We start from the raw sequence: 24,182 nt of genomic DNA, 5'->3' as shown, positions 1-24,182 counted from the left end.
ATTGATTACTAAGTTTGTAAAATTTTATATATTTTATTTTCTTATTATCAATGTAACACTTTTTTATATTTTCTAAGCATTAATACTTTTCAAATACATCACCATTACTACAACAGTTTATGTGCGATAAGATACTCAGCAATCTGTATGGTATTAGTAGCAGCTCCTTTGCGCAGGTTATCAGCTACTACCCATAAGTTAAGAGTATTAGGTTGTGACTCGTCACGACGGATACGCCCTACAAATACGTCATCTTTTCCGTGAGCGTACAGTGGCATAGGGTAAGTATTCGTATCAGTGTTATCCTGCACCTTAATACCAGGCGATTGTGCTAAGAGCGCACGTACTTCATCAATATTAAAATCCTTTTTCAATTCTACATTCACCGCTTCACTATGTCCGCCTACTACCGGTATGCGCACCGCTGTAGCCGTTACCGCAATACTGTCGTCTCGGAGTATCTTTTTAGTTTCACGCACCAATTTCATTTCTTCCTTGGTATAACCATTATCTTCAAACACGTCACAATGAGGAATCACATTGCGGTGTATTGGGTAATGATAAGCCATCTCGCCTTTTTCTCCTTTGTATTCGTTTTCTAACTGGCGTACGGCTTTCACTCCTGTACCTGTAATCGATTGGTAAGTAGAGACTACCACGCGCTTGATACCGTATTTCTTTTGTAAAGGGGCTAAAGCTACGAGCATCTGTATCGTAGAACAATTGGGGTTTGCAATAATCTTATCGTCTTTCGTAAGCACATCGGCATTGATTTCAGGAATTACCAATTTTTTAGTGTCGTCCATACGCCACGCCGATGAGTTATCTACCACTGTTGTCCCTACTTGGGCAAACTTAGGTGCCCATTCTTTAGAGACGGTAGCTCCTGCTGAAAAAAGAGCTAAATCGGGTTTGAGCGATACGGCTTGTTGTAAACCTATCACAGTATATTCAGTTCCTTGAAAAGTGATTTTCTTCCCTACTGACTTCTCTGATGCTACGGGAATTAATTCAGTTACAGGAAATTTGTGTTCTGCAAGTACTTCTAACATCACGTTACCTACCATTCCGGTAACGCCTACTACTGCTACTCTCATTTTTAATTATAATTTTGTTTTATTTTAATTCTTTTACTTCCATATTGTCATACTGTACAATATATACGCCTTGGTTTTCATAGCCACCACCTTTATAGAAATTTTTTAGGTAGGCAAATTTATTCTCTAAGTAAGAAGTCTCTCCTATACGTGTATTGGCACTGGTAAGATTGCCCGATACTCCCAAACGCAATACAGCATCCATAGTAAGGTCAAACCCGCGAATAGCATACTTATTAGGTAGAATACCATAAGTCTTTAAATATCGCGCAGAAAAACTATCTGTTCCATTAGAATATTTATTTACAGTAGGATAAGTAAAACGTAAATCGGATAGCTGGTTGTTAGAAAGGTTATTAGAATCGTATACTGAACCTCTATCCACAGTCGCCAACATAATCTTAGGGAAGGTGTTGTTCCTTTTAGATTTAAGCGCATTGTGCAACAAACGCACTGCCATCGACACGTAACCTATATCATTCGACTGTAATAACACTACATTTTCCTTGTTGTAGTTTAGAGCATTAACAAATCCATTAGCCGACATTTCAGTTACTACCTTAGCATTAGGGAATGAACGCTCTAATTTCTCACGTAAAGAACTATTCTTGCTATCAGCTAAGATAATCATATTCTCATCTGAATAGTTTTTGTTGAGATAGTCAATCATTTGTGCTTGCAACACCTCATCGTTCGGTAAGGTCTGATACACATTAGGATTGAGAGTTATATTCTTATTAGATAAAGGAGCTAATAATATCGTATTGTTACTTGTAACCAATGAGGCTAAAGTATTAAACGATTTGGTGGTAAAAGGACCTATTACTACTTGTGAGTTCTGTACTGAAGCGTTAGAAGCTATCTTCTTTAAGTCTCCTTCACTATCGTATACGTTCACTTTAAACTTATATCCCATTTTTTGAAGAGAGTCCAAAGCTATTAGAGCTCCTGAATAGAAATCGGTAGCCACAGGAGTTAGTTTATTTTCAGTAAGTCTAGATTTTATAATAGCAACTTGCCCAGTGCTGACATCTGATAGTTTAAAAGGTAAAATATAAGATATCTCCTTCACATTGGCTGGTGAAGATGCTGAACGCAAGGTATTGTTAGAATTCTGAAAGTTGTAGTTTGCTGTATTATTCAGTGAAGCACTTTTATAGTGTTCGTAATTCTCTTTGGGTATCCATATTTGAGCATCGCTTTTTAATCCATCTTTAAGACTAGGATTTAGTTTCACAAGCTCAGCTTCCGATAAACCGAACTTGCGTTCTAAGCTGTAAAATCCTTCCCCTCTCTCCACAAGATAAAGCACCACTTCTTTCTTAGTATTAGGGCGAGCTGGTGGTTCAGGCTCTGTACTATCGGTAGAAGAGGCTGGCACCCAGATTTCTTGCCCTTCTCTTATACTATTAGGGTTGAAACCTTTTTCGTTTTTGTTCAGCTTTTCCAATTCCTCTACACTCACATTGTGATTTTTAGCAATGCGCCAAAGTGTTTCTTGCGGTTTTACTACGTACCGCTTTTGTCCTTGTACGCTTTTCTGTACCATTTCAGCTGTTTTGCTAAATAGTGGAATAGTAATGCGCTCACCCTCTTGTAACTCTCTTATATAGAGGTCTAAATTATAACGCTTTAAATCATCAATAGTGATGTTGTATTTTTGCGACAGACCAAAGAAAGTCTCACCTCCTTTTACCAAGTGAGTCGTAAACCCTACAGGACGTTGGGTATTGTAATGCTTCACTTTACTGATAGGAATATTGATAGTCATTCCCTTTTGTACTCCATCTTTAAGCCCTGGATTGAGTTTTAAGATGTCAGCAGGCGAAAAGCGATAGGTCTTAGCTATATTTTCAATACTTTCATAGTTATTTGCTGTGTACGTTTGCGGTTGTGCATAGGCAACTCCTAAGCACAATAACAAAGCTAATGTAAAAAGTTGTTTCATAATATTGTCTTATGATTTAATTTTTTAGTGTTAATTGATAATTCTAAATTGTTTATTGTCTATTCCCATTCTATCGTGGCAGGCGGTTTACTGCTGATATCGTACACCACACGGTTTACGCCTTTCACCTTATTGATAATATCGTTAGACACTTTTTGCAAAAATTTATAAGGTAAGTCTACCCAATCTGCCGTCATACCGTCTATGCTTTCCACAGCGCGCAAGGCTACCACACGCTCGTAGGTACGTTCGTCTCCCATTACTCCCACACTGTTGATAGACAGTAAAATAGCCCCTGCTTGCCACACTTTGTCGTATAGGTTATTTTCTTTCAGTGCGTTGACGAATATAGCATCTACTTCTTGCAAAATAGTTACCTTTTCGGCAGTAATATCTCCCAAAATGCGGATAGCCAATCCAGGTCCTGGAAAAGGGTGTCTGCCTAATAGTTCATCGCTGATGCCTAAACTGCGTCCTACTCTTCGCACTTCATCTTTGAAGAGCATACGCAAAGGCTCTACTACTTTCAATTTCATATAGTCGGGTAAGCCTCCTACGTTATGATGTGATTTGATAGTCGCTGAAGGTCCCTTTACTGATAGTGATTCAATCACGTCAGGATAAATAGTGCCTTGCGCCAACCATTGAGCATCGGTAATTTTATGAGCCTCATCATCAAATACTTCAATAAAAACGCGCCCTATGGTTTTGCGTTTTTCCTCGGGGTCGGTTTTGCCTGCTAAGGCAGTAAGGAAACGCGATGAGGCATCTACACCCTTCACGTTCAGTCCCATACCCTCATATTGTTTCAGTACGTTTTCGAACTCGTTTTTGCGCAAGAGTCCATTATTTACAAAAATACAATGTAATTGCTTGCCAATCGCTTTGTTAAGTAATACAGCAGCTACCGTAGAGTCTACTCCTCCCGATAAGCCTAATATCACTTTCTCATTACCCACTTGTGCTTTTAGCTGGGCAACCGTCATCTCTACAAAGTTGTCGGACGTCCAATTAGGGGTAAGTTTCGCTATTTTGAAAAGGAAGTTAGCTAATAGCTTCATTCCATCGGCTGAGTGGGTCACTTCGGGGTGAAACTGAATTGCGTAGGTTTCTTCTCCTTCTATGCGATAAGCCGCGTTCACTACATCAGGAGTACTCGCCAAACAAACCGCCCCAGTAGGCAATTGTTTGATAGTGTCACTATGGCTCATCCACACTACACTTCCTTCTGCAATCCCTTCAAAAAGAGGTTCATTAGGCTTAATATAGGTAAGGTGAGCACGCCCGTACTCTCGTATGTTCGAAGGGGCTACTTCACCACCGCCAAAGTGTGCCAAATACTGCGCTCCGTAACATACTGCCAAAAGAGGCATTTTACCTTTCAGTGCTGATAGGTTTGGGTGCAAGGCTTCTGCACTACGCACCGAATAAGGCGAACCTGAGAGTATCACTGCCGAGAAGTCTTCTAAGTTCTCAGGCAAATGGTTGTAGGGGTGCATTTCGCAATACACGTTCAATTCGCGCACACGGCGTGCAATAAGTTGGGTGTATTGCGAGCCAAAGTCTAATAATAAAAGACGTGAGCCCTGAAAAGTATCTTTATTCATCGTCGAGGGTTGCTGCGGCAGTAAGCACCGCTTGTTTCAAATTTTCTTTATAATCAATCATTTTTTGCAAGAGCATAGCGTCGGTACTTGCTAATATTTGCACGGCTAATAAACCTGCGTTCTTAGCAGCATTTAAAGCTACGGTAGCCACAGGCACTCCGCCAGGCATTTGTAAGATAGAAAGGATAGAATCCCAACCGTCAATAGAGTTACTGCTTTTCACCGGCACACCTATCACAGGCAAAGGCGACATCGAGGCGACCATACCAGGTAAATGAGCTGCACCTCCTGCTCCTGCAATAATTACCTGAATGCCTTTTTTATGAGCGTTCTTACTGAACTCCATCAGCTTTTCAGGCGTGCGATGCGCCGACACGATGTCTACCACAGTTGTGATACCAAAGGACTTGAGGATATCAATAGCGTCCTGCATCACAGGCAAATCACTCTTGCTTCCCATTACCACAGCTACTTTCATTTTGTCTATATTTTGGTGCAAAGGTACAAAAAAATATCAATTCACAATATAAAGGCTTTATATTTTGTTTCCCCGTGCTACTTCCCTGCAACCTTGTCATTCGCCTTTCGCAACTCGTCATTAATTTGGTATTATTAGTATTTGGGGTATTGTAATATTAAATTTGTCTTTGCGCTTTCTGCAAATACGCCTTGTCTTTTAGTCTAATAGCTATCTATATTTTTTCCTCTTGAAGTATGCTTATTTTTCTATTTACCTTTGCTCATCTCACATTTTTGTATCGCCACACTCCCCTTTTAAAAAGATTACTTCTTTCCCTTATTTTCGTTTTTCTTCTACTTTAAATCTGCTTAAATCTCTTTTTTCTACTCATTCTTAACCCCTCATTATTAACTACTTATATACCCTTTCTATATCTATCTTCCAAGATTCGTATAAGCTTCCTATAAGCTCTCTATAAGCTATCACCACCCTCTCAACAGCTACTTTACCTCTTGTTTTTTACCTTTCACCTAAATTTCCTCTTCCGAATCCCTCCGTTATCTTCCGAAACCTCCAACCTGCCAAGTAACTTTTTTCATTCCACCTCATATTTTCGGTAAGTGTTTTGAAGTAGAGGCACTATTACTTTTTAGCTTCAAAAATAGATAGGTATCAGTACCTACTCGTTAATGAACAGAGATTTAATTACTAACTGACACTTTGTCATTTGTTACACATTTCTAATCAAGTAGTTATTATTAAATAATAATCAGATTGTTAATTATTTTTAGATTCCTATTTAATATTACATTTGGTATAAAAAACCTTTTAAAAAACTATCTTTTTGTCAGTTAAAAGCTGTTGGCACAACTCTTGCCCTATTGGGAGTGAACAAATCATAAAATGTTGAACACACTAAATTGAAAATATATGAATTTTAATAACTTTACTATCAAAGCGCAAGAAGCGGTACAAACCGCTCAGCAAATAGCCCAACAGTATGGGCACCAGGAATTGCAAAACGAACATTTCTTCAAAGCTATTGAGCAAGTAGATGAGAACGTATTGCCTTTCCTATTTAAAAAATTGAATATCAACCGCGAGCAATTAAATAAACAGTTAGAAACTGCTTTGCAAGGCTTTGCCAAAGTCAGCGGTGGCGATATGGGGCTCTCACGCGAAGCAAACACTATGCTCAACGAAGCTACTAACATCGCTAAAAAATGGAACGACGAATATGTATCCTTAGAACACCTTATATTGGCTATCTTCAAATCAAACAGTAAAATCGCCCAAGCCCTCAAAAACCAAGGCGTGAGTGAAAAAGAGTTGGAGAAAGCTATTCAAGAATTGCGCAAAGGCGAACGCGTAACTTCGGCTTCAGCTGAAGATACTTACAATTCGCTCAACAAATACGCCAAAAATCTTAATCAGTTAGCTGATAGCGGGAAACTCGACCCTGTGATTGGTCGTGATGAGGAAATACGTCGTGTATTGCAAATTCTTTCACGTCGTACCAAGAACAACCCTATGTTGGTGGGTGAACCTGGGGTAGGTAAAACGGCTATAGCCGAAGGCTTAGCGCACCGTATTGTGAAGGGTGACGTGCCTGAAAACCTAAAAGACAAGGTAATTTACTCCCTCGATATGGGTGCCCTTATCGCAGGTGCGAAGTACAAAGGTGAGTTTGAAGAACGACTCAAATCGGTAGTGAAAGAGGTTACCTCATCCGATGGCAATATCATTCTGTTTATAGATGAAATTCATACCCTTGTGGGAGCAGGAGGAGGCGAAGGTGCTATGGACGCTGCTAATATCTTAAAACCTGCCTTAGCACGTGGTGAACTCCGTGCCATTGGTGCCACTACTCTCGATGAGTACCAAAAGTACTTTGAGAAAGACAAAGCTCTCGAACGTCGTTTTCAAAAGGTAATGGTAGACGAACCTGATACCGAAAGTGCTATCTCAATATTGCGTGGTATCAAAGAAAAATACGAAACTCACCACAAAGTACGTATCAAAGACGAGGCGATTATCGCAGCAGTAGAACTTTCTGAACGCTATATTACTAATCGTTTCTTACCCGATAAGGCAATAGACCTAATGGACGAGGCAGCTGCCAAGCTCCGTATGGAAATCAATTCTAAACCCGAAGAGTTAGACGTACTCGACCGCAAGATAATGCAACTTGAAATAGAAATTGAGGCTATCAAACGTGAGAAAGACGAAGATAAGCTCAAAATGCTATATGTAGATTTGGCAAATCTTAAAGAAGAACGTAACGCTATCAATGCTAAATGGCAGAGTGAAAAAAGCGTAATTGATGAAGTGCAAACCACTAAGGAAGCTATTGAGAAATACCGTTTGGAAGCCGATAGAGCTGAACGTGAAGGCGACTATGGTAAAGTAGCCGAATTGCGTTATGGCAAAATCAAAGAAGCAGAAGACAAGTTAGTAGAATTGCAAAAGAATTTAGACAGCAAATCACACGAAAATGCTCTTGTAAAAGAAGAAGTAACCGCCGAAGACATCGCTGAAGTAGTAGCAAAATGGACAGGTATACCTGTAGCTAAAATGTTACAAGGCGAACGCGAAAAGCTGTTGAACTTAGAAAAAGAATTGCATCGTCGTGTAGTAGGTCAAGAAGAAGCCATCGAGGCAGTTTCCGATGCCATACGCCGTAGTCGTGCTGGTTTGCAAGACCCACGTCGTCCTATAGGTTCATTCCTTTTCTTAGGAACTACGGGGGTAGGTAAAACCGAACTTGCCAAAGCCTTAGCCGAGTATCTATTCGACGATGAAAATGCAATGACGCGTATAGATATGAGCGAATACCAAGAGAAACACGCTGTTAGCCGATTAGTAGGTGCGCCTCCAGGATATGTGGGTTATGACGAAGGTGGTCAGCTTACTGAAGCTGTGCGTCGCCGTCCATATTCCGTAATCCTTTTAGACGAAATCGAAAAAGCTCACCCCGATACATTCAACATCTTGTTGCAAGTACTCGACGAAGGTAGGCTTACTGACAACAAAGGTCGTACCGCCGACTTTAAGAATACGATTATCATTATGACCTCCAATATGGGTAGCCATATCATTCAGGAAACTTTTGAAAAGTATCCTAAGGATACCGAGCGCGCTATCGACGAGTCACGTGACGAGGTGTTACAACTCCTCAAACAAACTGTACGTCCTGAGTTTTTGAACCGTATAGACGACATTATAATGTTCACACCGCTCAACGCTAACAATATTCGTAGTATTGTGCGTTTGCAATTGCAATCAGTGTTCCGTATGGTTGCCAAAGAAGGCATCTTGCTCGATGCTACCGATGAGGCTATTGATTACTTAGCACAAAAAGGTTTTGACCCTCAGTTTGGTGCTCGTCCAGTGAAACGTATCATTCAGAAAGAAGTGCTTAACAAGCTTTCCAAAGAAATTTTGAGTGGCACAGTACAACGCGATGCTGTCATCTTATTAGATGCTTTTGATAACCAATTGGTATTTAGGAATAGTCAAAAATGACAATTTGTCAGTTTTTAATCTTTTGGCACAGTGATTGACTGCAATTAACTGCGTAAGCGTAAGGCTTACAAAAATAATGTTGAACTTAAAAAACGATAATATTAATATGAGTAAGATTATAGGTATTGACTTAGGAACCACAAACTCTTGTGTTTCTGTAATGGAAGGTAATGACCCCGTGGTGATTACCAATGCCGAAGGTAAACGCACAACCCCTTCAGTGGTAGCTTTTACCGAAGGTGGCGAAATAAAAGTAGGTGACGCTGCCAAACGTCAGGCAGTTACCAACCCTAAAAACACGGTATATTCTATCAAGCGTTTTATGGGGAACAAGTTTTCTGAATTGGAAAAAGAAATCGCTCGTGTACCTTATAAAGTAGTGCGTGGCGACAACGATACTCCTCGTGTGGACATAGACGGACGTTTGTATACTCCACAAGAAATCTCAGCTATGATTCTTCAAAAGATGAAGAAAACTGCAGAAGACTTCTTAGGACAACCCGTAACAAGCGCGGTAATTACTGTACCAGCTTACTTTAACGACGCTCAACGTCAAGCTACTAAAGAAGCAGGTGAAATCGCAGGCTTAAAAGTAGAACGTATTATCAACGAACCTACTGCCGCTGCATTGGCTTATGGCTTGGATAAAGACCATAGCGACCATAAGATTGTTGTATTCGACTTTGGTGGTGGTACTCACGATGTGTCTATCTTGGAACTTGGCGATGGCGTGTTTGAAGTACTCGCTACTGATGGTGATACCCACTTAGGAGGTGATGATGTAGATGAAAAAATCATCAACTGGCTCGCTGAAGAGTTTGAAAAAGAAGAACAAATCGACCTTCGTAAAGACCCTATGGCGTTGCAACGTCTTAAAGAAGCTGCTGAAAAGGCTAAGATTGAACTCTCTTCAACTACTGAAACCGAAATCAACTTGCCTTATATCACTGCTACAGCTTCAGGTCCTAAACACTTAGTACGCAAGCTCAGCCGTGCTAAATTTGAACAACTTATCGACGACCTAGTAAAACGCACAATTGAACCTTGCAAAAAAGCGTTAGAAAATGCAGGTCTCAGCGTAAGTGATATCAACGAAGTAATCTTAGTAGGTGGTTCTACTCGTATTCCTGCCGTACAAGAAGCCGTTGAAAAATTCTTTGGCAAAAAACCTAATAAGAGCGTAAACCCTGATGAGGTAGTAGCCATTGGAGCCGCTATTCAAGGAGGCGTACTTACTGGTGATGTGAAAGATGTATTGCTTTTGGACGTTACTCCTCTTTCTTTGGGTATTGAAACTATGGGGGGTGTGATGACTAAACTGATAGAAGCCAATACCACTATCCCTACTAAGAAATCGCAAGTGTTCTCAACTGCTGCCGACAATCAGCCGAGTGTGGAAATTCACGTATTGCAAGGTGAAAGACCTATGGCAAACGACAACAAGACTATCGGTCGTTTCCACTTAGATGACATTCCACCTGCCCCACGTGGCGTACCACAAATTGAGGTTACCTTCGATATCGATGCTAACGGTATCATCAACGTATCGGCAACTGATAAAGGTACAGGCAAGTCTCACAATATCCGTATAGAAGCATCTTCTGGACTCTCAAAAGAAGATATCGAGAAGATGAAACGCGAAGCCGAAGCCAATGCCGAAGCTGATAAGAAAGCCAAAGAAAAAGTAGATAAACTCAACGAAGCTGATGCGATGATTTTCCAAACTGAAAAACAACTCAAAGAGTTTGGCGATAAAATCCCAGCCGACAAGAAAGGCGCTATTGAGACTGCTCTTAGCGAACTTAAAACAGCTTACGATAACAAAGACCTCAGCTCTATTGAAACTGCTTTGGGCAAAATCAATACTGCTTGGCAACAAGCCTCTGAGGACATCTACAAAGCCCAACAGGGAGGTGGTAGCTCTACCGCACAAGAGCAACCTAACACTGGTGGGGCACAAGACGTCAATACAGACAACGTTCAAGACGTAGATTTCGAAGAAGTAAAATAGAGATTAGTTATTAACAACTAATAAATATTAAAAACCACTATAAACACTTAGTTTATAGTGGTTTTTCTATTTTTTAATTAATCAAAAATATTTGTTTTTCTCATTTTTTAATCATAATTTTGTACCATATTTGTATCGGGTCTTAATTTACTACAATGTGGTTCTTAAAACGCTTATGATTCTTAATAGTATAAAATGGGATTTAGTAAACTGAAAATACCAAAGGTTTGTGAACAATGTCAGAAACCATTTGAGGCAAAAACAATAACAACTCGTTTTTGCTCGCATTCATGTGCTGATAAAAATAGGAAAGAACAAAAAAAGCGAGAGCTGGAATTACAGAAAAAAGAAAAAGTTTTAGAAAAATATGCAGATAAGATTGCTATTCTGCAACATAGAGAATTAATTTCTGTAAGTGAGGCAGTTGTTTTATTTGGAATTTCAAAAAGTTCTATTCATAGATTGATTAAGCGAAATGTCATTTGTAGTGTGAATTTGGGAGAACGACTTACGAGAATAAATAAAACAGAATTAGAAAAACTTTTATCTCCAATTATTATAAATGAAAATGATAAACAAGAAAAAGAACTTCCTAAAAAATATAAAAAAGAAGATTGCTATACGCTTTCGCAAGTGAGTGAAAAGTTTGCAGCAAATCCTTCGACAGTAAATAGCATCATAGAAAGATTTAATATTCCTAAGGAAAAAATAGGGAAATTTGTATATGTTCCAAAGGTTGAAATTGATAAAATATTTATTAGACAATGAAAGTAAAACCCACAAAATGTACAGTAAGACTTCGTAAGGCAGAGTTTAAGAAAGAATGGTATGTTTACGTGGAGTCTTATCCTGTTTATGAAGCAAATGAAGAAACACCTAAAAGAGTCAGAGAATATCTCAATAGAAGTGTTAGTTCTGTAGTTTTTGACAAAACTCGCTCAGCAAAAACTGATGATAAAGGAAATGTCTCCTATAAACCAAAGCGAGATGAAAATGGAGTAATCATTTGTAAAAGTGATTTGAATAAAGAGACAATGTTATTTGCTGATGCAATTCGTAGGAAATTACAAAAAGAATATGATGAGCAAATTTTATTAGGAGATAATCAACAATTAAAGCAAAAAGAATTATTAGATGAAGATTTTGTCTCATATAGTGAAAAGCTATTGAAGAAGCGACATAAAAATAGTTCAGATGCAATTCGCATAAATTGGAAAAGAGTAATAGAACTTTTAAAATTATTTTCAGGGGGAAGAGTGAAATTCGCACAAGTTGATATGAAATTTTCAGAAGATTTTAGAAATTTCTTATTATCAGTACTTTGTGGAGGAAATAAAAAGGGAACTATCTCTGTCAATACATCGGCAACATATTTTTCTATTTTCAAAGCTATTCTAAAACAAGCTTTTATTGATGGATATTTTTTATCAGATTTATCAGGAAAAATAAAAGGTATTGCCGATAGAGAGTCAAGAAGAGAGTATTTCTCAGAAGAAGAATTAAATATTTTAGCAAAGACACCTTGTGATAATGATATTTTAAAACGAGCTTCACTTTTCTCTGCTCTCACAGGATTAAGACTCTCAGATATTCAAAGGTTAAAATGGAAAGAAATCATAGAAGATAATGACAAAATAGAACTCAGAAGAAAACCAAAGGAGTAGAATATAAACCCATTTCAAAACAAGCCTTGAAATTATGTGGAGAGAGAAGAGACCTAGATGATTTGGTTTTTGAGAATTTGCCTGATCCTGCTTGGATTTCTCGCCCTTTGAAAAAGTGGATTGCAAGAGCAGGTATTCACAAGAATATTACTTTTCACTGTTTTAGACACACATTTGCAACCTTGCAATTAGCTAACGGTACAGACATTTATACTGTAAGCAAAATGCTAGGGCATACAAATGTAAAAACAACTCAAGTATATGCAAAAGTAATTGATGAAAATAAAATAAAAGCAGCAGAAGTTATTAAGTTGAATTTTTAATTGTAAAACTATGAATATGATACAAGAAAGATATTTAATTTGGGGATCAAGAGAATTAGCGATTATTATAGTTACGTTAATAGAGATAATAATACCTTTTATGATGAAATTTGAAGTTTATGAAACTAAAACGATTGTTACAATGATTATGATTACAATTATATTGTTAGTAGTTTTTATTTATTGTAATTTTCAGTTACTTCTGATGGAAATTTCATACTTTATTAAAAATAAAATAAACTCTAAAAAAGTTATAAATATTAATACATTACTTCATAAAACAAAAGATACTATTCCAGCTAATATTATCCCTGCTAATACAGTTTTTCATGATAGTATCCCTGTAAATAGGGCTTCTTCAGATATAATTAATGATAATATAAATGATGTTAGCATAAGAAAAGCACAAAACAAAAAACACAAATTTAATATTGCTAAAGAATATATAACAGAAACTTTTTCTTTATATTGTTCAAATGAAGAAATTGAAAATATTTGTGCTGCTATAATAGATTATTCTAAAGGGGAGACTGATTTTTCAAAATATCCATCAGTAGAAATTAAGGTACTAAATAATCTTGATTTATATCACTTCGCTTGGAGTATTTGGAATCACTTTAGAGTTGGGAAACAAGATATGATTGTCAAACTCTTGAAAGTAATTTTTGCGACAAAATTATCAGATGTTGATGTGAAAACAATAAAAGCCATTTGAAAGACGATGAAAACAAAGGAATAGTTAAAATCAAAGAAGATTTATCTAATCCCGATGAGCAAAAAAAATAATAAAAAAGAGTGTTTTTATTGTGATTTTTCTGTGATTCTCTTGTGATTTCTATGTTTTTGTGTGTTTTTGCGTGTTTTTCTTATCACAAAGAAAACACTTATTAAGTTTGCACCGTGATTTTAAAATATCAAAATTATGAACGCAAACGAAATTTCATTTGAAAATCTGCCTAAAGCAGTTGCTTTTCTATCTCATCAGATAGAAGAATTAAAGACTATTGTAAAAAATAAAGATACAATAGAAATCAATAACAAGAAGAATCCTATAAGTATAGATCAGGCCTGCACAATCATAAAAAAGGCTAAACCTACAGTCTATACTTTAGTGAGAAAGCGACAAATTCCACATTACAAAAATGGAAAAAAGCTCTATTTCTATGAAGATGAACTTTTGGATTGGATTGCTCAAGGAAAAAGAAAGACAATTCAAGAAATAGATGAAATAGCCCATAAAACTGAAAAAAGGTTCAAGTAATTTTAACGTAAAAATGTATCAATATGGAAGAATTACTTATACCTTACATTCGTGTGGGCACTACCTATTACAAAATTATAGAACGTCCACAAATCTCTGGCGACAAAATCACTTCACTCGTTAAGTGGTCAAGGGAAACTATTATCCAAGATCACAGCAAGAGATATGTCTATGACATACCGAAATATGATGGGTTTTGCTGTATTCCCAATCATTTGAAATATCAAAAAACAATTAGAAACTTCTACAATATTTATAATGAAATCCCTTATCAGCCAAGCGTTTCAGAGGTCTCGATAAATGATATTCCATTTTCCATTTCTTTTATTCAACATATTTTTGGAAATCAAGTAGACTTAGGTCTAGATTATCTGAAGATTTTACTGGAAAATCCTACTCAAATTCTTCCTGTTTTATGTTTGGTAAGCAAGGAAAGAGCTACAGGGAAAACCACTTTTCTAAAATGGATGAAAGAAATTTTTGGAAGAAATATGACTTACATCAAGGGAGATTCTTTTAATAGTCAATTTAATTCTGATTGGGCTTCAATGCTGATTATAGCCATTGATGAAGTGTTTTTCGACCGAAAAGAAATCACCGAACGGCTAAAATATCTCTCCACTACTAATAAAGACAAGTTGGAAAATAAAGGCAAAGACAGAGAGGAAATTGACTTTTTTGGAAAATTTATTCTTTGTTCTAATAATGAAGAAAATTTCATACAAATTGATGAGAATGAAATTCGTTTTTGGGTCTTAAAAATTAATCCTATAAGGCTTGAAAATACTGAGTTTCTTCAAAATTTAATTACAGAAATTCCTTTGTTTTTAAGTTTTTTAATTCATCGGAAATTCCATTCAGAAAAGAAAAGTAGAATGTGGTTTGCTCCCGAAGAAATAAAAACTAAAGCACTTCAGAAACTTATTCTCAAAAATTCAAATAAGTTGGAATGTAAGATGATAGAGCTTCTTTATGAGTTTTTTGAATCAAATGAGGAAACAGAAATAGAAGTTGTCCCTCAGGATATTTTAAATATGCTCAATAGAATGTTCCGCTAGCTGCATTATTCCCGAAATGATGTGAGAAATATACTGAAAGAAAAATGGAATTTGGAACCCCAAAAAAATGGATTAACCTACACCCGTTATGATATTGACTATTCAGGAAATTTCTATCAGAACAATTCTGTGGGAAGGTACTTCAAAATTTCCAAAAATTTTATTCTTGAAAAATACGTTGATTTGTTGAATTAAATCTCAAGTCATTGAAAAACAATTAAAATTTCATTCAACAAAATATTCAACAAATTTTAAATCCTTGAATTTTGTTGAACTATTGTTGAATAATCATAAACCTATTTTGTTGAATTGTTGAGTTTTTGTTGAGTGTATAAAGAACACTTGATAAGATGGTTATATTCTTTTTTCAACAATTCAACGAAAAAACAAATATATTAAACCCAGATAATAACATATGAATTGTAAGCAAGCAAATACTCAGATATCTATTAGAAATGTTTTAGAAAGTTTTTCTCTTTTCCCAAGCAAAGATAATTCTAAGGCAGCATTTTATTTTGCTTTCGATAGAGAAGAAAAAACACCCAGTCTGTTTGTCAATTTTGTAAAAAATATTGCTTTTGACTTCGGAACGGGAAAGAAATACGATATAGTCTCATTGGTTCAGGGCATCAAACTATGTTCTGTATCTCAAGCCTTAGAATATTTGTCTCAATTTGATTTTTCTTTTAAGGAGCAAATGTACAATATAACTAAGGATGAAAGTAAATATGAAATATTATCTATTTCAGAGGTTAAACACAACGCCTTAATTCAATATTTAAAAGAAAGAAGAATTGAAAATAACATTCACTTGCTTAAAGAAATCTATTATAAAATATCTAATAAAAAATATTTTGGAATTGGTTTCAAAAATGATGCTAATGGTTATGAAGTAAGGAATAAATATTCAAAAATTTGTATTGGGAGAAAAGACATTACTACAATGAAAAATAATTCAAGCTGCCTTCGGATTTTTGAAGGATTTATGGATTATCTTTCTTTTAAACAAATGGAAAAAGCTCTCAAAAAAGCACTATCAGATTATGTGATTTTGAATTCTGTTACAATGATTTTTAAACTTGAAAAAATCATTAAAAGTTATGAGAAAATAGAATTATATTTTGATAATGATGAGGCAGGAAATAGAGCAACAAATGAAGTTAAACGATTAAATCCTTATGTTGAAGATAATAGAATTTTATATCAAAACTACAAAGATTTAAATGATTTTATAATGGGCAAATTCTCTTTGCTACAATATTAGTGCAAAAAGTACCCATTGTTTACAAAAAGCGTGGGAGGCTTAATGTAAAATGGGACTTTTTGGTTTTTTCCTATCGTCAAAAACATTAATAAATAAAAGAATGGAACAAGATTTTCTAACGAATTTCATAACAAAGATTCAACAAGAGCAAGAACAAAAAGATGCAGAAGAAAAAAGGAAAAATCATTTCAAAACTATTGGTAAAAAAGGCGGATTAGTTAAGAAAAAATCAGCTCTTTTTTTTAAAACAATTTCTGCAAAACTCACTGAAAAAGAATTTGAAATTCTCAGAACAAAAGCAGAAAAACTAAACCTCAAAATCTCTAAATATGTTCGATTAGTTTTAACGGAAAAAGAATTGAAAGTCAATGAATTTAAAACTGATGAAGTGCTTTTATCTTATGGGAATAACTTTAATAGAATTAAGAATCTATTGCGAAATCGTGAGTTTTCAAGTTTAGAGAATAAGGCTGAGATTATGAGAGAGATAGAAGGAGTTACTAAATTAATTTACAATTATTTATACCAAAATAGAGTACGAGATGAATAATTCTGCAACAACAAGACGAATTTCCAAAATCGCTTTACAATACAATGGAAATGATAAAGGCACAGCTGAAATGGTATATTCCAGCAATTTGTTATCCGATACTGCTGAAAATCAATTTCAAGAGATGAAAGTGGTAGCAGACCGAAATAAGAATGTAAAGAATTGGGCTTTAACGGGGTATATTTCTCCTGAGAGAAGTGAAGAAAATGAAATCTCTAATGAAGTTTTGGTAGATATTACCCTGAAAGCTCTACAAAAAGTTGGTGTTACAAAAGACAATCAAATTCGACTAGATATTCATAATTCTACAAAACACAAACATATTCATTTTATAGTCAATAGAGTAAATACACATGGAGAAAACACAATAAAAGCTCATAAAATAGGAGAATTATTCGGGCAAGCTGTAAGGGAGATTTGTAAAAATATGAATCTTAAAACTGATGTAGAAATCAGCAAAGAAAAGAAAGAGAAAATGCTTGAAAATCTACAAAAATCTCTGAAAAAATCCTCTAATTTTGATGAATTGATTAGTGAAATGGATAAATTGGGTTACAAAGTAATACTGTCAGAAAATGTAAAAGTAGGCGTTTCGGGAATGAGAATTGTAAAACTTTCAGATATTAATACAGAAACAAAAAGGGAATATTTAGCAGGGTATAAACTCTCTGAAATTACTAATAAACTCAAAATGAAAGAAATTAAAGAGATTCTGGAGCGAAATAGTTCAATTCTAAAAAGAGAAAAAGAAGAAATAAATAGACTAGGAAGAAGGTCTTAAACTAAATGTAAAATTAAGAAAAATGAATACAGAAAAACAAGAAATGGATAATGGTTTAGAATTACTAAACAAGGTGATAAAGAGCAATGAGGATAACATAGAAAAACTAACAGATGTAGTTTTTGTTTATCAAGATATTTTAAATTTGGTTTGGGAGTTTGAAAGCTCAGCTAATTCAATAAATCATGAAATGAATGATTTTAAAACTCCATTTAAAGCCGTTTCCGAACAGATTGAAAATAATGTAAAGTTTATTCCTAAGAGTATTAAAACAAATTTATCTGAAAATACACTTTCAAGATTAGAACATTTTAAGAAGAAATCTAAGTCATTAAAATATTTATTGATAGGTAGTTTTAGTTGTTTTGGAATAGCAATTATTGTAATGTTTTTATCATTTTATTTTTCTAAGCAATGGTATGATACAAGTATAAAGACCAAAGAAGAAATTAGAAGCCAAATTTTTAAAGAAATGAGAGCAGAAGGCAAAGAGTTTTATGATATAGAAGTATTTAATCGATTGAAAATGAATACAGAAATTATCAATAAATGGATTGAGAGAAATCCAAAACAAGGAAACAATTTTTTAAAATTTAAGGAAGGGTATGAAGCGAAGTAAAAAAATCGTATATTTGCGCCATCTAACAACAGAGAATTATTATGTATTTCAATGAAGATTCACGCGTAAAAATCCCAGCCCTTTTGCATTTAGCAAGGCTTGATTATGAATATATCCCACGAAATCAACATTCTAATCGTATTGAGAAAAATAATATTTTCCCAATAATATTCAGAGATGGGATTAAAAATATTAATCCTAATATATCTGATGATGAGGTAAATAAACTTTTGGAAGAGATTAGTGTTTCCTTAGAATTTGATGATTTAGGAAGAGATTTTTATCAGCGTTTGACTTCTTCAAGTGGAATTAAACTAATTGATTTTGAAAATTTTGAAAGAAACTTATTCCATTTTACTACTGAATTAGTTTATAAGAGTGGAGAAGAGGAATTTCGTCCAGATATTACAATCTTAATTAATGGAATGCCTTTGGCTTTTGTGGAGGTTAAGAAACCCAATAACCGAGAAGGAATTATAGCTGAACGCAATCGAATGAATCGTCGTTTTGGGGCAAAACATTTTAAAACTTTTGCCAACATTACACAATTGATGATTTTTTCTAATAATATGGAATATGAAGATGGTGTAATAGAGCCTATTATGGGGGTGTTTTACAGTACTTCGGCATATGGAAATCTTCATTTCAATTATTTTCGTGAAGAAGAAAGATTAGACTTGACGCATATTTTAAAACTTGAAAATGAAGAGGTTGAGAATTTTCTATTAAAGGATAATAATATTGCTGAAATCAAATATTCACCGGAATTTATCAAGAATAAAGACTATAATTCACCTACACATCGGGTTCTTACTTCGTTATTTCATAAGAAAAGATTGGCTTTTTTGCTCAAATATGGAATAGCTTATGTGCGTGAGGAAAACAAAGACACAGCACAGCAAGAATGGCAAAAGCACATAATGCGTTACCCACAGATTTTTGCAACATTCGCTATTGAAAAAAAACTTAATGAAGGCATTAAAAAGGGAATAATTTGGCATACACAAGGCTCTGGAAAAACAGCCTTGGCATATTATAATGTGCAGTTTCTGACAGATTATTTTCAGAAAAAGGGTGTTATTCCTAAATTTTATTTCGTGGTGGATAGATTAGATTTAGCTGATCAAGCGCAGTCGGAATTTGCTAAACGAGGATTAGAAGTGAAACGAGTAAATTCTCGACAAGATTTTGTGGAAAATATGAAATCTACAAGTGTGGTAATGGGTAGTTCTGGAGGAGCTGAAATTTCGGTAGTTAATATTCAAAAATTTAGTGAAGATAGTGTCGCAGAAGAGAAAGCGGATTATGATGTAAATATCCAGCGCATTTATTTTGTAGATGAAGCACATAGGAGTTTTAATCCTAAAGGAGATTATTTTCTAAATCTTTTAAAATCAGATGAAAACGCTATAAAAATAGCCCTTACAGGAACGCCTTTGCTGAAAGAGGTAGCTAAAAACTATGATTCCAAGACACTTTTTGGAGATTATATACATAAATATTACTATAATAAATCCATTGCTGATGGTTATACACTTCGTCTTATTCGCGAAGAAATAAATACTGAGTACAAGATGAAGATGCAGGAAGTAATGGAGCAAATTTCGGTAAAAGCAGGTGAGATTTCTAAAAGTAAAATTTTCGCTCATGAAAAATTTACAGCTCCAATGTTAGATTATATTGTAAATGATTTGACAGAATTCCGACAAAGAAACGCAGATGAATCTCTCGGAGCAATGGTAGTGTGTGACACTTCAGAACAAGCCAAAGAATTATATAAACAGTTTAAAGAAAAATATGCCAAAGAAAATTCTGAGCAAGACGATAGTGAGCTATGTGGAAAAGCGAGATTTATCCCTACAAAAGCATCACTAATCCTGCATGATGTAAATGATAAAGTTACGCGGGAAAGCGAAATCAAAGATTTTAAAATTGGGAAAATCGACATTTTATTTGTTTATAATATGTTGCTCACGGGCTTTGATGCTAAAAGGTTGAAAAAATTGTATTTGGCTCGTGTGGTAAAAGACCACAATCTGTTACAAACTCTCACAAGGGTAAATCGTCCATATAAAAATTATAAATATGGATTTGTAGTAGATTTTGCGGATATCTCAGCTCAATTTGAAAAAGCAAATTATAATTATTTAGAGGAGTTAAAGGCTGAGTTGGGTGATGAAATGGAACATTATTCTAATCTTTTCAAAACTAGAGCGGAAATAGAAAATGAAATAGCCGAAATCAAAGAAACCCTCTTCCATTACGATACAACAAATAGAGAAAATTTCAGTAATCAAATTACTGAAATCAATGATAAAAAGCGTCTTTCAGAACTTTTAAAGCAACTCATCAATGCCAAGGAGCTCCGAAATATTATTCGTTTGCAAGGCGAAGAAGATTTGCTGAAAAATGCAGATTTTTCTCTCTGGCATGATTTTCTAAAAATAGTTTCAGCTCGAATGGAGATGTTGAAATATACCGAAAGTATCAACGAAGGTGAAACCATTTCTAATTTGCTAAATGTAGCGCTTGAAGATATTTATTTTCAGTTTGTAAAAATATCCGAAAGCGAACTAAAAATAGCTGATGAATTGCAACAAAAACTCCGCAGAACACGAGAGGAAATGCAATTGAATTTTGACCCAAAAGACCCACAATTTGTGTCGCTTAAGGAGGAATTAGAACGCATTTTTAGAAGTAGAAACCTAAACGAAACTACACAAGAAGGAATGCAGGAACATATCAGAATTTTAGATAAAATCTATGATGAAGTAAAAGAAATAAACCGGAAAAACACTCTGCTAAAAGAAAAATATAAAAACGATGAACGCTATGTTCGTGTGCATAAAGATTTGAAAAACAATCAATTTAAAGATAAAAAAGAAAGTCAAATCTACGAAGCCCTTTTAGCAACAAAAGAAAATGTAGATGATATTGTTCTTAGAAACAGTCAAATTATTAATAATAGAGAATTCTTTGCCAATGATATTATGCAAAAAATCATTATCCATTTTATGGACTCTTATAAATTAATAAAAGAAGAAGATGAAAAAGCTTATGAGGGAGTGCAGAACATTAGCAATCTTATCATATCAGAATATCAACAAGGGTGGCAATCATGGAGATAAATTTAAATAAAAGATGACAGATATAAAATATATTACCGAAACTAAAAAACTAATAGACGACTTAAAGAGCGTTTGTGCTAATTATGGCTTAGGGAATGATGGGAATGAGTTTAAAATCATTTCACAAGTATTTTTGTATAAATATTTGAATGATAAATTTTCGTATGAGGTAAAAAAAGTAAATCCAGAACTTGCTTCTGCAGAAAATTTTCAGACAGCATATGAGCAAATGCCAGATTCAAAAAGACAGTTTTTGTTGGCTCGTGTCGGCAATAAAGCACCACATCTGAAACCAAATCAGCTTCTTTCTCATCTCTATAACAATCAGAATCAGAATAATTTTGCTGAAATTTATTTTGATGGAACGCTTCGTAATATCAGTCAAGAGAATATTAGTTTGTATTCTATCACATCGGCTTCTGGGGCAAAGGATAAAATGTTTGATGATTTAAGTCAATTCATTACCGATGCTTCCCAAAGGGATAATTTCTGTAAAGCATTGGTTAATAAATTGGTGAATTTCAGTTTTGAAAAAATGTTTTCAGAGAAATACGACTTTTTTGCTACCATTTTTGAGTATCTTATCAAGGATTATAACTCTGATAGTGGTGGAAAATATGCAGAATATTATACACCCCACGCAGTGGCTCGTATTATGGCATCTATTTTAATGGGAGAAGCACAAGATGTGAAAGATGTAAAAGTATATGACCCATCGGCAGGTTCAGGTACTTTATTGATGAATATAGCTCATGCTATTGGCGAACAAAATTGTACAATTTATTCTGAAGATATTTCGCAAAAGTCTAGTAATATGCTTAGGCTTAATCTGATTCTCAATAATTTATCCTATTCTATTCCGAATATTGTAAAAGGGAATACTATTTTAGAACCTTCCTATCTCAATCAGAAGTTCGATTATATTGTATCCAATCCACCATTTAAACTAGATTTTTCAGATTATAGAGATAATTTGGATAAAGACAGTAATCAAGAGCGTTTTTTTGCAGGAATTCCTAATATTCCAAAGGAAAAGAAAGAAAAAATGGCTATTTACTTGCTTTTTATTCAGCATATTATGTATTCGTTGAACGAAAAAGGTAAGGCGGCAATTGTGGTGCCTACAGGCTTTATCACAGCGCAAAGCGGTATAGAGAAAAAAATCCGTGAAGCGCTTATTGATAGAGGTTGGCTTAGAGGTGTTATAAGTATGCCGAGTAATATTTTTGCCACTACAGGTACCAATGTTTCTGTTTTGGTTTTAGATAAAAACGTCGGAAGCGAAAAAATAGTTCTGATGGACGCCTCTAAATTAGGTGAAACAGTGAAAGAAGGCAAAAACCAACGGACTGTACTTTCAGCCGAAGAAGAACAAAAAATCATAGATACTTTTAATCAAAAACAAGCAATAGAAGATTTTTCGGTAGTGGTTTCGGCAGAAGAAATTAAAGCTAAAAACTATAGTTTTTCGGCAGGACAGTATTTTGAAATCAAGATAGAGTATGTGGAAATTTCTGCTGAAGAATTTACTAAAAAAATGAATAATTTTGAAACTACTCTGACAAAACTTTTTGAGCAAAGTAATCAGTTAGACAAAGAAATTTTAGAGAATTTTAAAAAGTTGAAGTTTAATAATTGATTGAAAAATGGATAACTATATAAGTGTAGAAGTTTTTATACAAAATGATATTTCTGGTGATTGGGGAAAAGAAGTTCCTGATGAAAAACATAAAATCAAGGCTTTTTGTGTAAGAGGTGCTGATATAAATGATTTGAATATAGGAAAAACAGAAAATTTGCCTATTAGATATGTGAAAGAAACAAGTAAAGATAAATTTTTAGAAAAAGGAAATATCATTATTGAAATTTCAGGAGGAAGTCCTACTCAATCCACAGGGAGAGTGGCTTTTTTAGAAAATATAGATAGAGATATAGTCTGTTCTAATTTTTGTAGAGCATTGAAAATCAAAAAAGAATATTCTTCTAAATATGTTTTCTATTTGCTTCAAAACATCTATAATTCAGGCGTTTTTTTTAATTTTGAGAGTAAAACAAGCGGAATTAAAAATTTACTTTATAATTCTGCTTTTGAAAATATAAAAGTTCCTAGCCGAGATTATAGTAGCCAGCAGAAAATTGAAAATATAATTACAGTAATAGATAAAAAAATCCAGCTTCTGCATCAAATAAATGATAATTTAGCGGAATTAGCTAAAACTATTTATGATTATTGGTTTGTGCAGTTTGATTTTCCAGATGAAAACGGAAAACCTTACAAATCTAGTGGTGGAAAAATGGTGTATAATGAGGTTTTGAAGAGAGAAATTCCAGAGGGGTGGCACGTGAAGAGTTTATATGAAATAGCACATTATATAAATGGTCTTGCTTGCCAAAAATACAGACCTACAAACGAAAATGAATTTTTACCTGTAATTAAAATTAAGGAAATGAATGAAGGAATATCTTCAAATACAGAAAAAGTAAGAACAGACATTCCTAAAAAATACATAATATATGATGGTGATGTTTTGTTTTCTTGGTCTGCTTCATTAGATGTTAAAATTTGGGTAGGAGGAAAAGGAGGGTTAAATCAGCATATTTTTAAAGTTAAATCTGATAAATTCCCTATGAGTTTTTATTTTTTTGAACTTAAAAATTATTTGCAACATTTTAAGATGATGGCTGAATTGAGAAAAACAACTATGGGGCATATTACAATTAATCATTTGAAAGATAGTTACATTCCTATCCCGACTATAGTAATTATAGAGAAACTAGACATACAATTAAGAGGTATAATTGAAAATATAGTTTCATCTAAGAAACAAATCCAGTACCTCCAATCCTTTCGCGATTGGCTCTTGCCTATGTTAATGAATGGACAGA

General features: G+C 34.4%; 16 protein-coding genes and 2 pseudogenes. 14 read left to right on the top strand and 4 right to left on the bottom strand.

What is annotated here, in order from left to right; translation table 11 throughout:
- Positions 1-107 precede the first annotated feature (107 nt).
- The 4 genes from HMPREF9072_RS11360 to purE are packed head-to-tail and all read right to left on the bottom strand — an operon-like array spanning position 108 to position 5,130.
- Positions 108-1,097: an aspartate-semialdehyde dehydrogenase gene (locus HMPREF9072_RS11360; RefSeq protein ID WP_009411842.1), complete on the bottom strand. Its 990-nt coding sequence runs from the start codon at positions 1,095-1,097 to the stop codon at positions 108-110.
- A gap of 19 nt (positions 1,098-1,116) precedes the next feature.
- The gene (locus HMPREF9072_RS11355) at positions 1,117-3,045 is read right to left on the bottom strand and encodes a LysM peptidoglycan-binding domain-containing protein (protein ID WP_009411841.1); all 1,929 of its coding nucleotides are present in this window, start codon (positions 3,043-3,045) and stop codon (positions 1,117-1,119) included.
- 59 nt (positions 3,046-3,104) lie between these two features.
- Complete coding sequence (gene guaA, locus HMPREF9072_RS11350) at positions 3,105-4,652, bottom strand: glutamine-hydrolyzing GMP synthase (RefSeq protein WP_009411840.1); 1,548 nt, start codon at positions 4,650-4,652, stop codon at positions 3,105-3,107.
- Complete coding sequence (gene purE, locus HMPREF9072_RS11345) at positions 4,645-5,130, bottom strand: 5-(carboxyamino)imidazole ribonucleotide mutase (protein ID WP_009411839.1); 486 nt, start codon at positions 5,128-5,130, stop codon at positions 4,645-4,647. The genes guaA and purE overlap by 8 nt, the downstream gene beginning before the upstream one ends.
- Positions 5,131-6,042: 912 nt before the next feature.
- Here purE and clpB point away from each other — a divergent pair.
- The 14 genes and pseudogenes from clpB to HMPREF9072_RS11275 all read left to right on the top strand — a co-directional run.
- Positions 6,043-8,637 (top strand): ATP-dependent chaperone ClpB, encoded by a 2,595-nt coding sequence (clpB, locus tag HMPREF9072_RS11340; protein WP_009411838.1) that lies wholly within the window; start codon positions 6,043-6,045, stop codon positions 8,635-8,637.
- Positions 8,638-8,743: 106 nt separating this feature from the next.
- Positions 8,744-10,648 carry a molecular chaperone DnaK gene (dnaK, locus tag HMPREF9072_RS11335; protein WP_034566433.1) on the top strand — a complete coding sequence of 635 codons (1,905 nt, stop codon included), beginning with the start codon at positions 8,744-8,746 and terminating at the stop codon, positions 10,646-10,648.
- Positions 10,649-10,843: 195 nt separating this feature from the next.
- Complete coding sequence (locus HMPREF9072_RS11330; RefSeq protein ID WP_009411836.1) at positions 10,844-11,416, top strand: AlpA family transcriptional regulator; 573 nt, start codon at positions 10,844-10,846, stop codon at positions 11,414-11,416.
- Positions 11,413-12,635, top strand: a pseudogene (locus tag HMPREF9072_RS11325) (tyrosine-type recombinase/integrase). The gene HMPREF9072_RS11330 and the pseudogene HMPREF9072_RS11325 overlap by 4 nt, the downstream one beginning before the upstream one ends.
- A 10-nt stretch (positions 12,636-12,645) precedes the next feature.
- Positions 12,646-13,350 (top strand): hypothetical protein, encoded by a 705-nt coding sequence (locus tag HMPREF9072_RS11320; protein ID WP_009411833.1) that lies wholly within the window; start codon positions 12,646-12,648, stop codon positions 13,348-13,350.
- A gap of 207 nt (positions 13,351-13,557) precedes the next feature.
- Positions 13,558-13,896 carry a helix-turn-helix domain-containing protein gene (locus tag HMPREF9072_RS11315; RefSeq protein ID WP_009411832.1) on the top strand — a complete coding sequence of 113 codons (339 nt, stop codon included), beginning with the start codon at positions 13,558-13,560 and terminating at the stop codon, positions 13,894-13,896.
- Positions 13,897-13,919: 23 nt separating this feature from the next.
- A pseudogene (locus HMPREF9072_RS11310) lies at positions 13,920-15,149 on the top strand (primase-helicase family protein).
- Positions 15,150-15,369: 220 nt separating this feature from the next.
- Positions 15,370-16,218 (top strand): toprim domain-containing protein, encoded by an 849-nt coding sequence (locus HMPREF9072_RS11305; RefSeq protein ID WP_009411830.1) that lies wholly within the window; start codon positions 15,370-15,372, stop codon positions 16,216-16,218.
- 100 nt (positions 16,219-16,318) lie between these two features.
- The gene (locus tag HMPREF9072_RS11300) at positions 16,319-16,768 is read left to right on the top strand and encodes a hypothetical protein (protein WP_034566431.1); all 450 of its coding nucleotides are present in this window, start codon (positions 16,319-16,321) and stop codon (positions 16,766-16,768) included.
- Positions 16,761-17,549: a relaxase/mobilization nuclease domain-containing protein gene (locus HMPREF9072_RS11295; protein WP_009411828.1), complete on the top strand. Its 789-nt coding sequence runs from the start codon at positions 16,761-16,763 to the stop codon at positions 17,547-17,549. The genes HMPREF9072_RS11300 and HMPREF9072_RS11295 overlap by 8 nt, the downstream gene beginning before the upstream one ends.
- A 22-nt stretch (positions 17,550-17,571) precedes the next feature.
- Positions 17,572-18,168 carry a hypothetical protein gene (locus HMPREF9072_RS11290; RefSeq protein ID WP_009411827.1) on the top strand — a complete coding sequence of 199 codons (597 nt, stop codon included), beginning with the start codon at positions 17,572-17,574 and terminating at the stop codon, positions 18,166-18,168.
- 41 nt (positions 18,169-18,209) lie between these two features.
- Entirely contained in the window at positions 18,210-21,296 is a 3,087-nt protein-coding gene (locus HMPREF9072_RS11285) for a type I restriction endonuclease subunit R (RefSeq protein ID WP_009411826.1), read from the top strand.
- Between the two features lie 13 nt (positions 21,297-21,309).
- Complete coding sequence (locus HMPREF9072_RS11280) at positions 21,310-22,935, top strand: class I SAM-dependent DNA methyltransferase (protein ID WP_009411825.1); 1,626 nt, start codon at positions 21,310-21,312, stop codon at positions 22,933-22,935.
- Between the two features lie 7 nt (positions 22,936-22,942).
- Positions 22,943-24,182 (top strand): restriction endonuclease subunit S (locus tag HMPREF9072_RS11275; protein WP_009411824.1); only part of this gene is annotated, 1,240 nt, incomplete at its 3' end.

The organism is Capnocytophaga sp. oral taxon 324 str. F0483 (genome assembly GCF_000318315.2).
Taxonomy (GTDB): Bacteria; Bacteroidota; Bacteroidia; order Flavobacteriales; family Flavobacteriaceae; genus Capnocytophaga; species Capnocytophaga ochracea.
The sequence above is the reverse complement of the archived record's forward strand: the minus strand, read 5'-3'. Positions and strand labels throughout refer to the sequence as shown.

Coding starts and splice junctions, on each gene's coding strand:
- HMPREF9072_RS11360 (WP_009411842.1), bottom strand. CDS start 1,097: ATGAGAGTAGCAGTAGTAGGCGTTACCGGAATGGTAGGTAACGTGATG.
- HMPREF9072_RS11355 (WP_009411841.1), bottom strand. CDS start 3,045: ATGAAACAACTTTTTACATTAGCTTTGTTATTGTGCTTAGGAGTTGCC.
- guaA (WP_009411840.1), bottom strand. CDS start 4,652: ATGAATAAAGATACTTTTCAGGGCTCACGTCTTTTATTATTAGACTTT.
- purE (WP_009411839.1), bottom strand. CDS start 5,130: ATGAAAGTAGCTGTGGTAATGGGAAGCAAGAGTGATTTGCCTGTGATG.
- clpB (WP_009411838.1), top strand. CDS start 6,043: ATGAATTTTAATAACTTTACTATCAAAGCGCAAGAAGCGGTACAAACC.
- dnaK (WP_034566433.1), top strand. CDS start 8,744: ATGAGTAAGATTATAGGTATTGACTTAGGAACCACAAACTCTTGTGTT.
- HMPREF9072_RS11330 (WP_009411836.1), top strand. CDS start 10,844: ATGGGATTTAGTAAACTGAAAATACCAAAGGTTTGTGAACAATGTCAG.
- HMPREF9072_RS11320 (WP_009411833.1), top strand. CDS start 12,646: ATGAATATGATACAAGAAAGATATTTAATTTGGGGATCAAGAGAATTA.
- HMPREF9072_RS11315 (WP_009411832.1), top strand. CDS start 13,558: ATGAACGCAAACGAAATTTCATTTGAAAATCTGCCTAAAGCAGTTGCT.
- HMPREF9072_RS11305 (WP_009411830.1), top strand. CDS start 15,370: ATGAATTGTAAGCAAGCAAATACTCAGATATCTATTAGAAATGTTTTA.
- HMPREF9072_RS11300 (WP_034566431.1), top strand. CDS start 16,319: ATGGAACAAGATTTTCTAACGAATTTCATAACAAAGATTCAACAAGAG.
- HMPREF9072_RS11295 (WP_009411828.1), top strand. CDS start 16,761: ATGAATAATTCTGCAACAACAAGACGAATTTCCAAAATCGCTTTACAA.
- HMPREF9072_RS11290 (WP_009411827.1), top strand. CDS start 17,572: ATGAATACAGAAAAACAAGAAATGGATAATGGTTTAGAATTACTAAAC.
- HMPREF9072_RS11285 (WP_009411826.1), top strand. CDS start 18,210: ATGTATTTCAATGAAGATTCACGCGTAAAAATCCCAGCCCTTTTGCAT.
- HMPREF9072_RS11280 (WP_009411825.1), top strand. CDS start 21,310: ATGACAGATATAAAATATATTACCGAAACTAAAAAACTAATAGACGAC.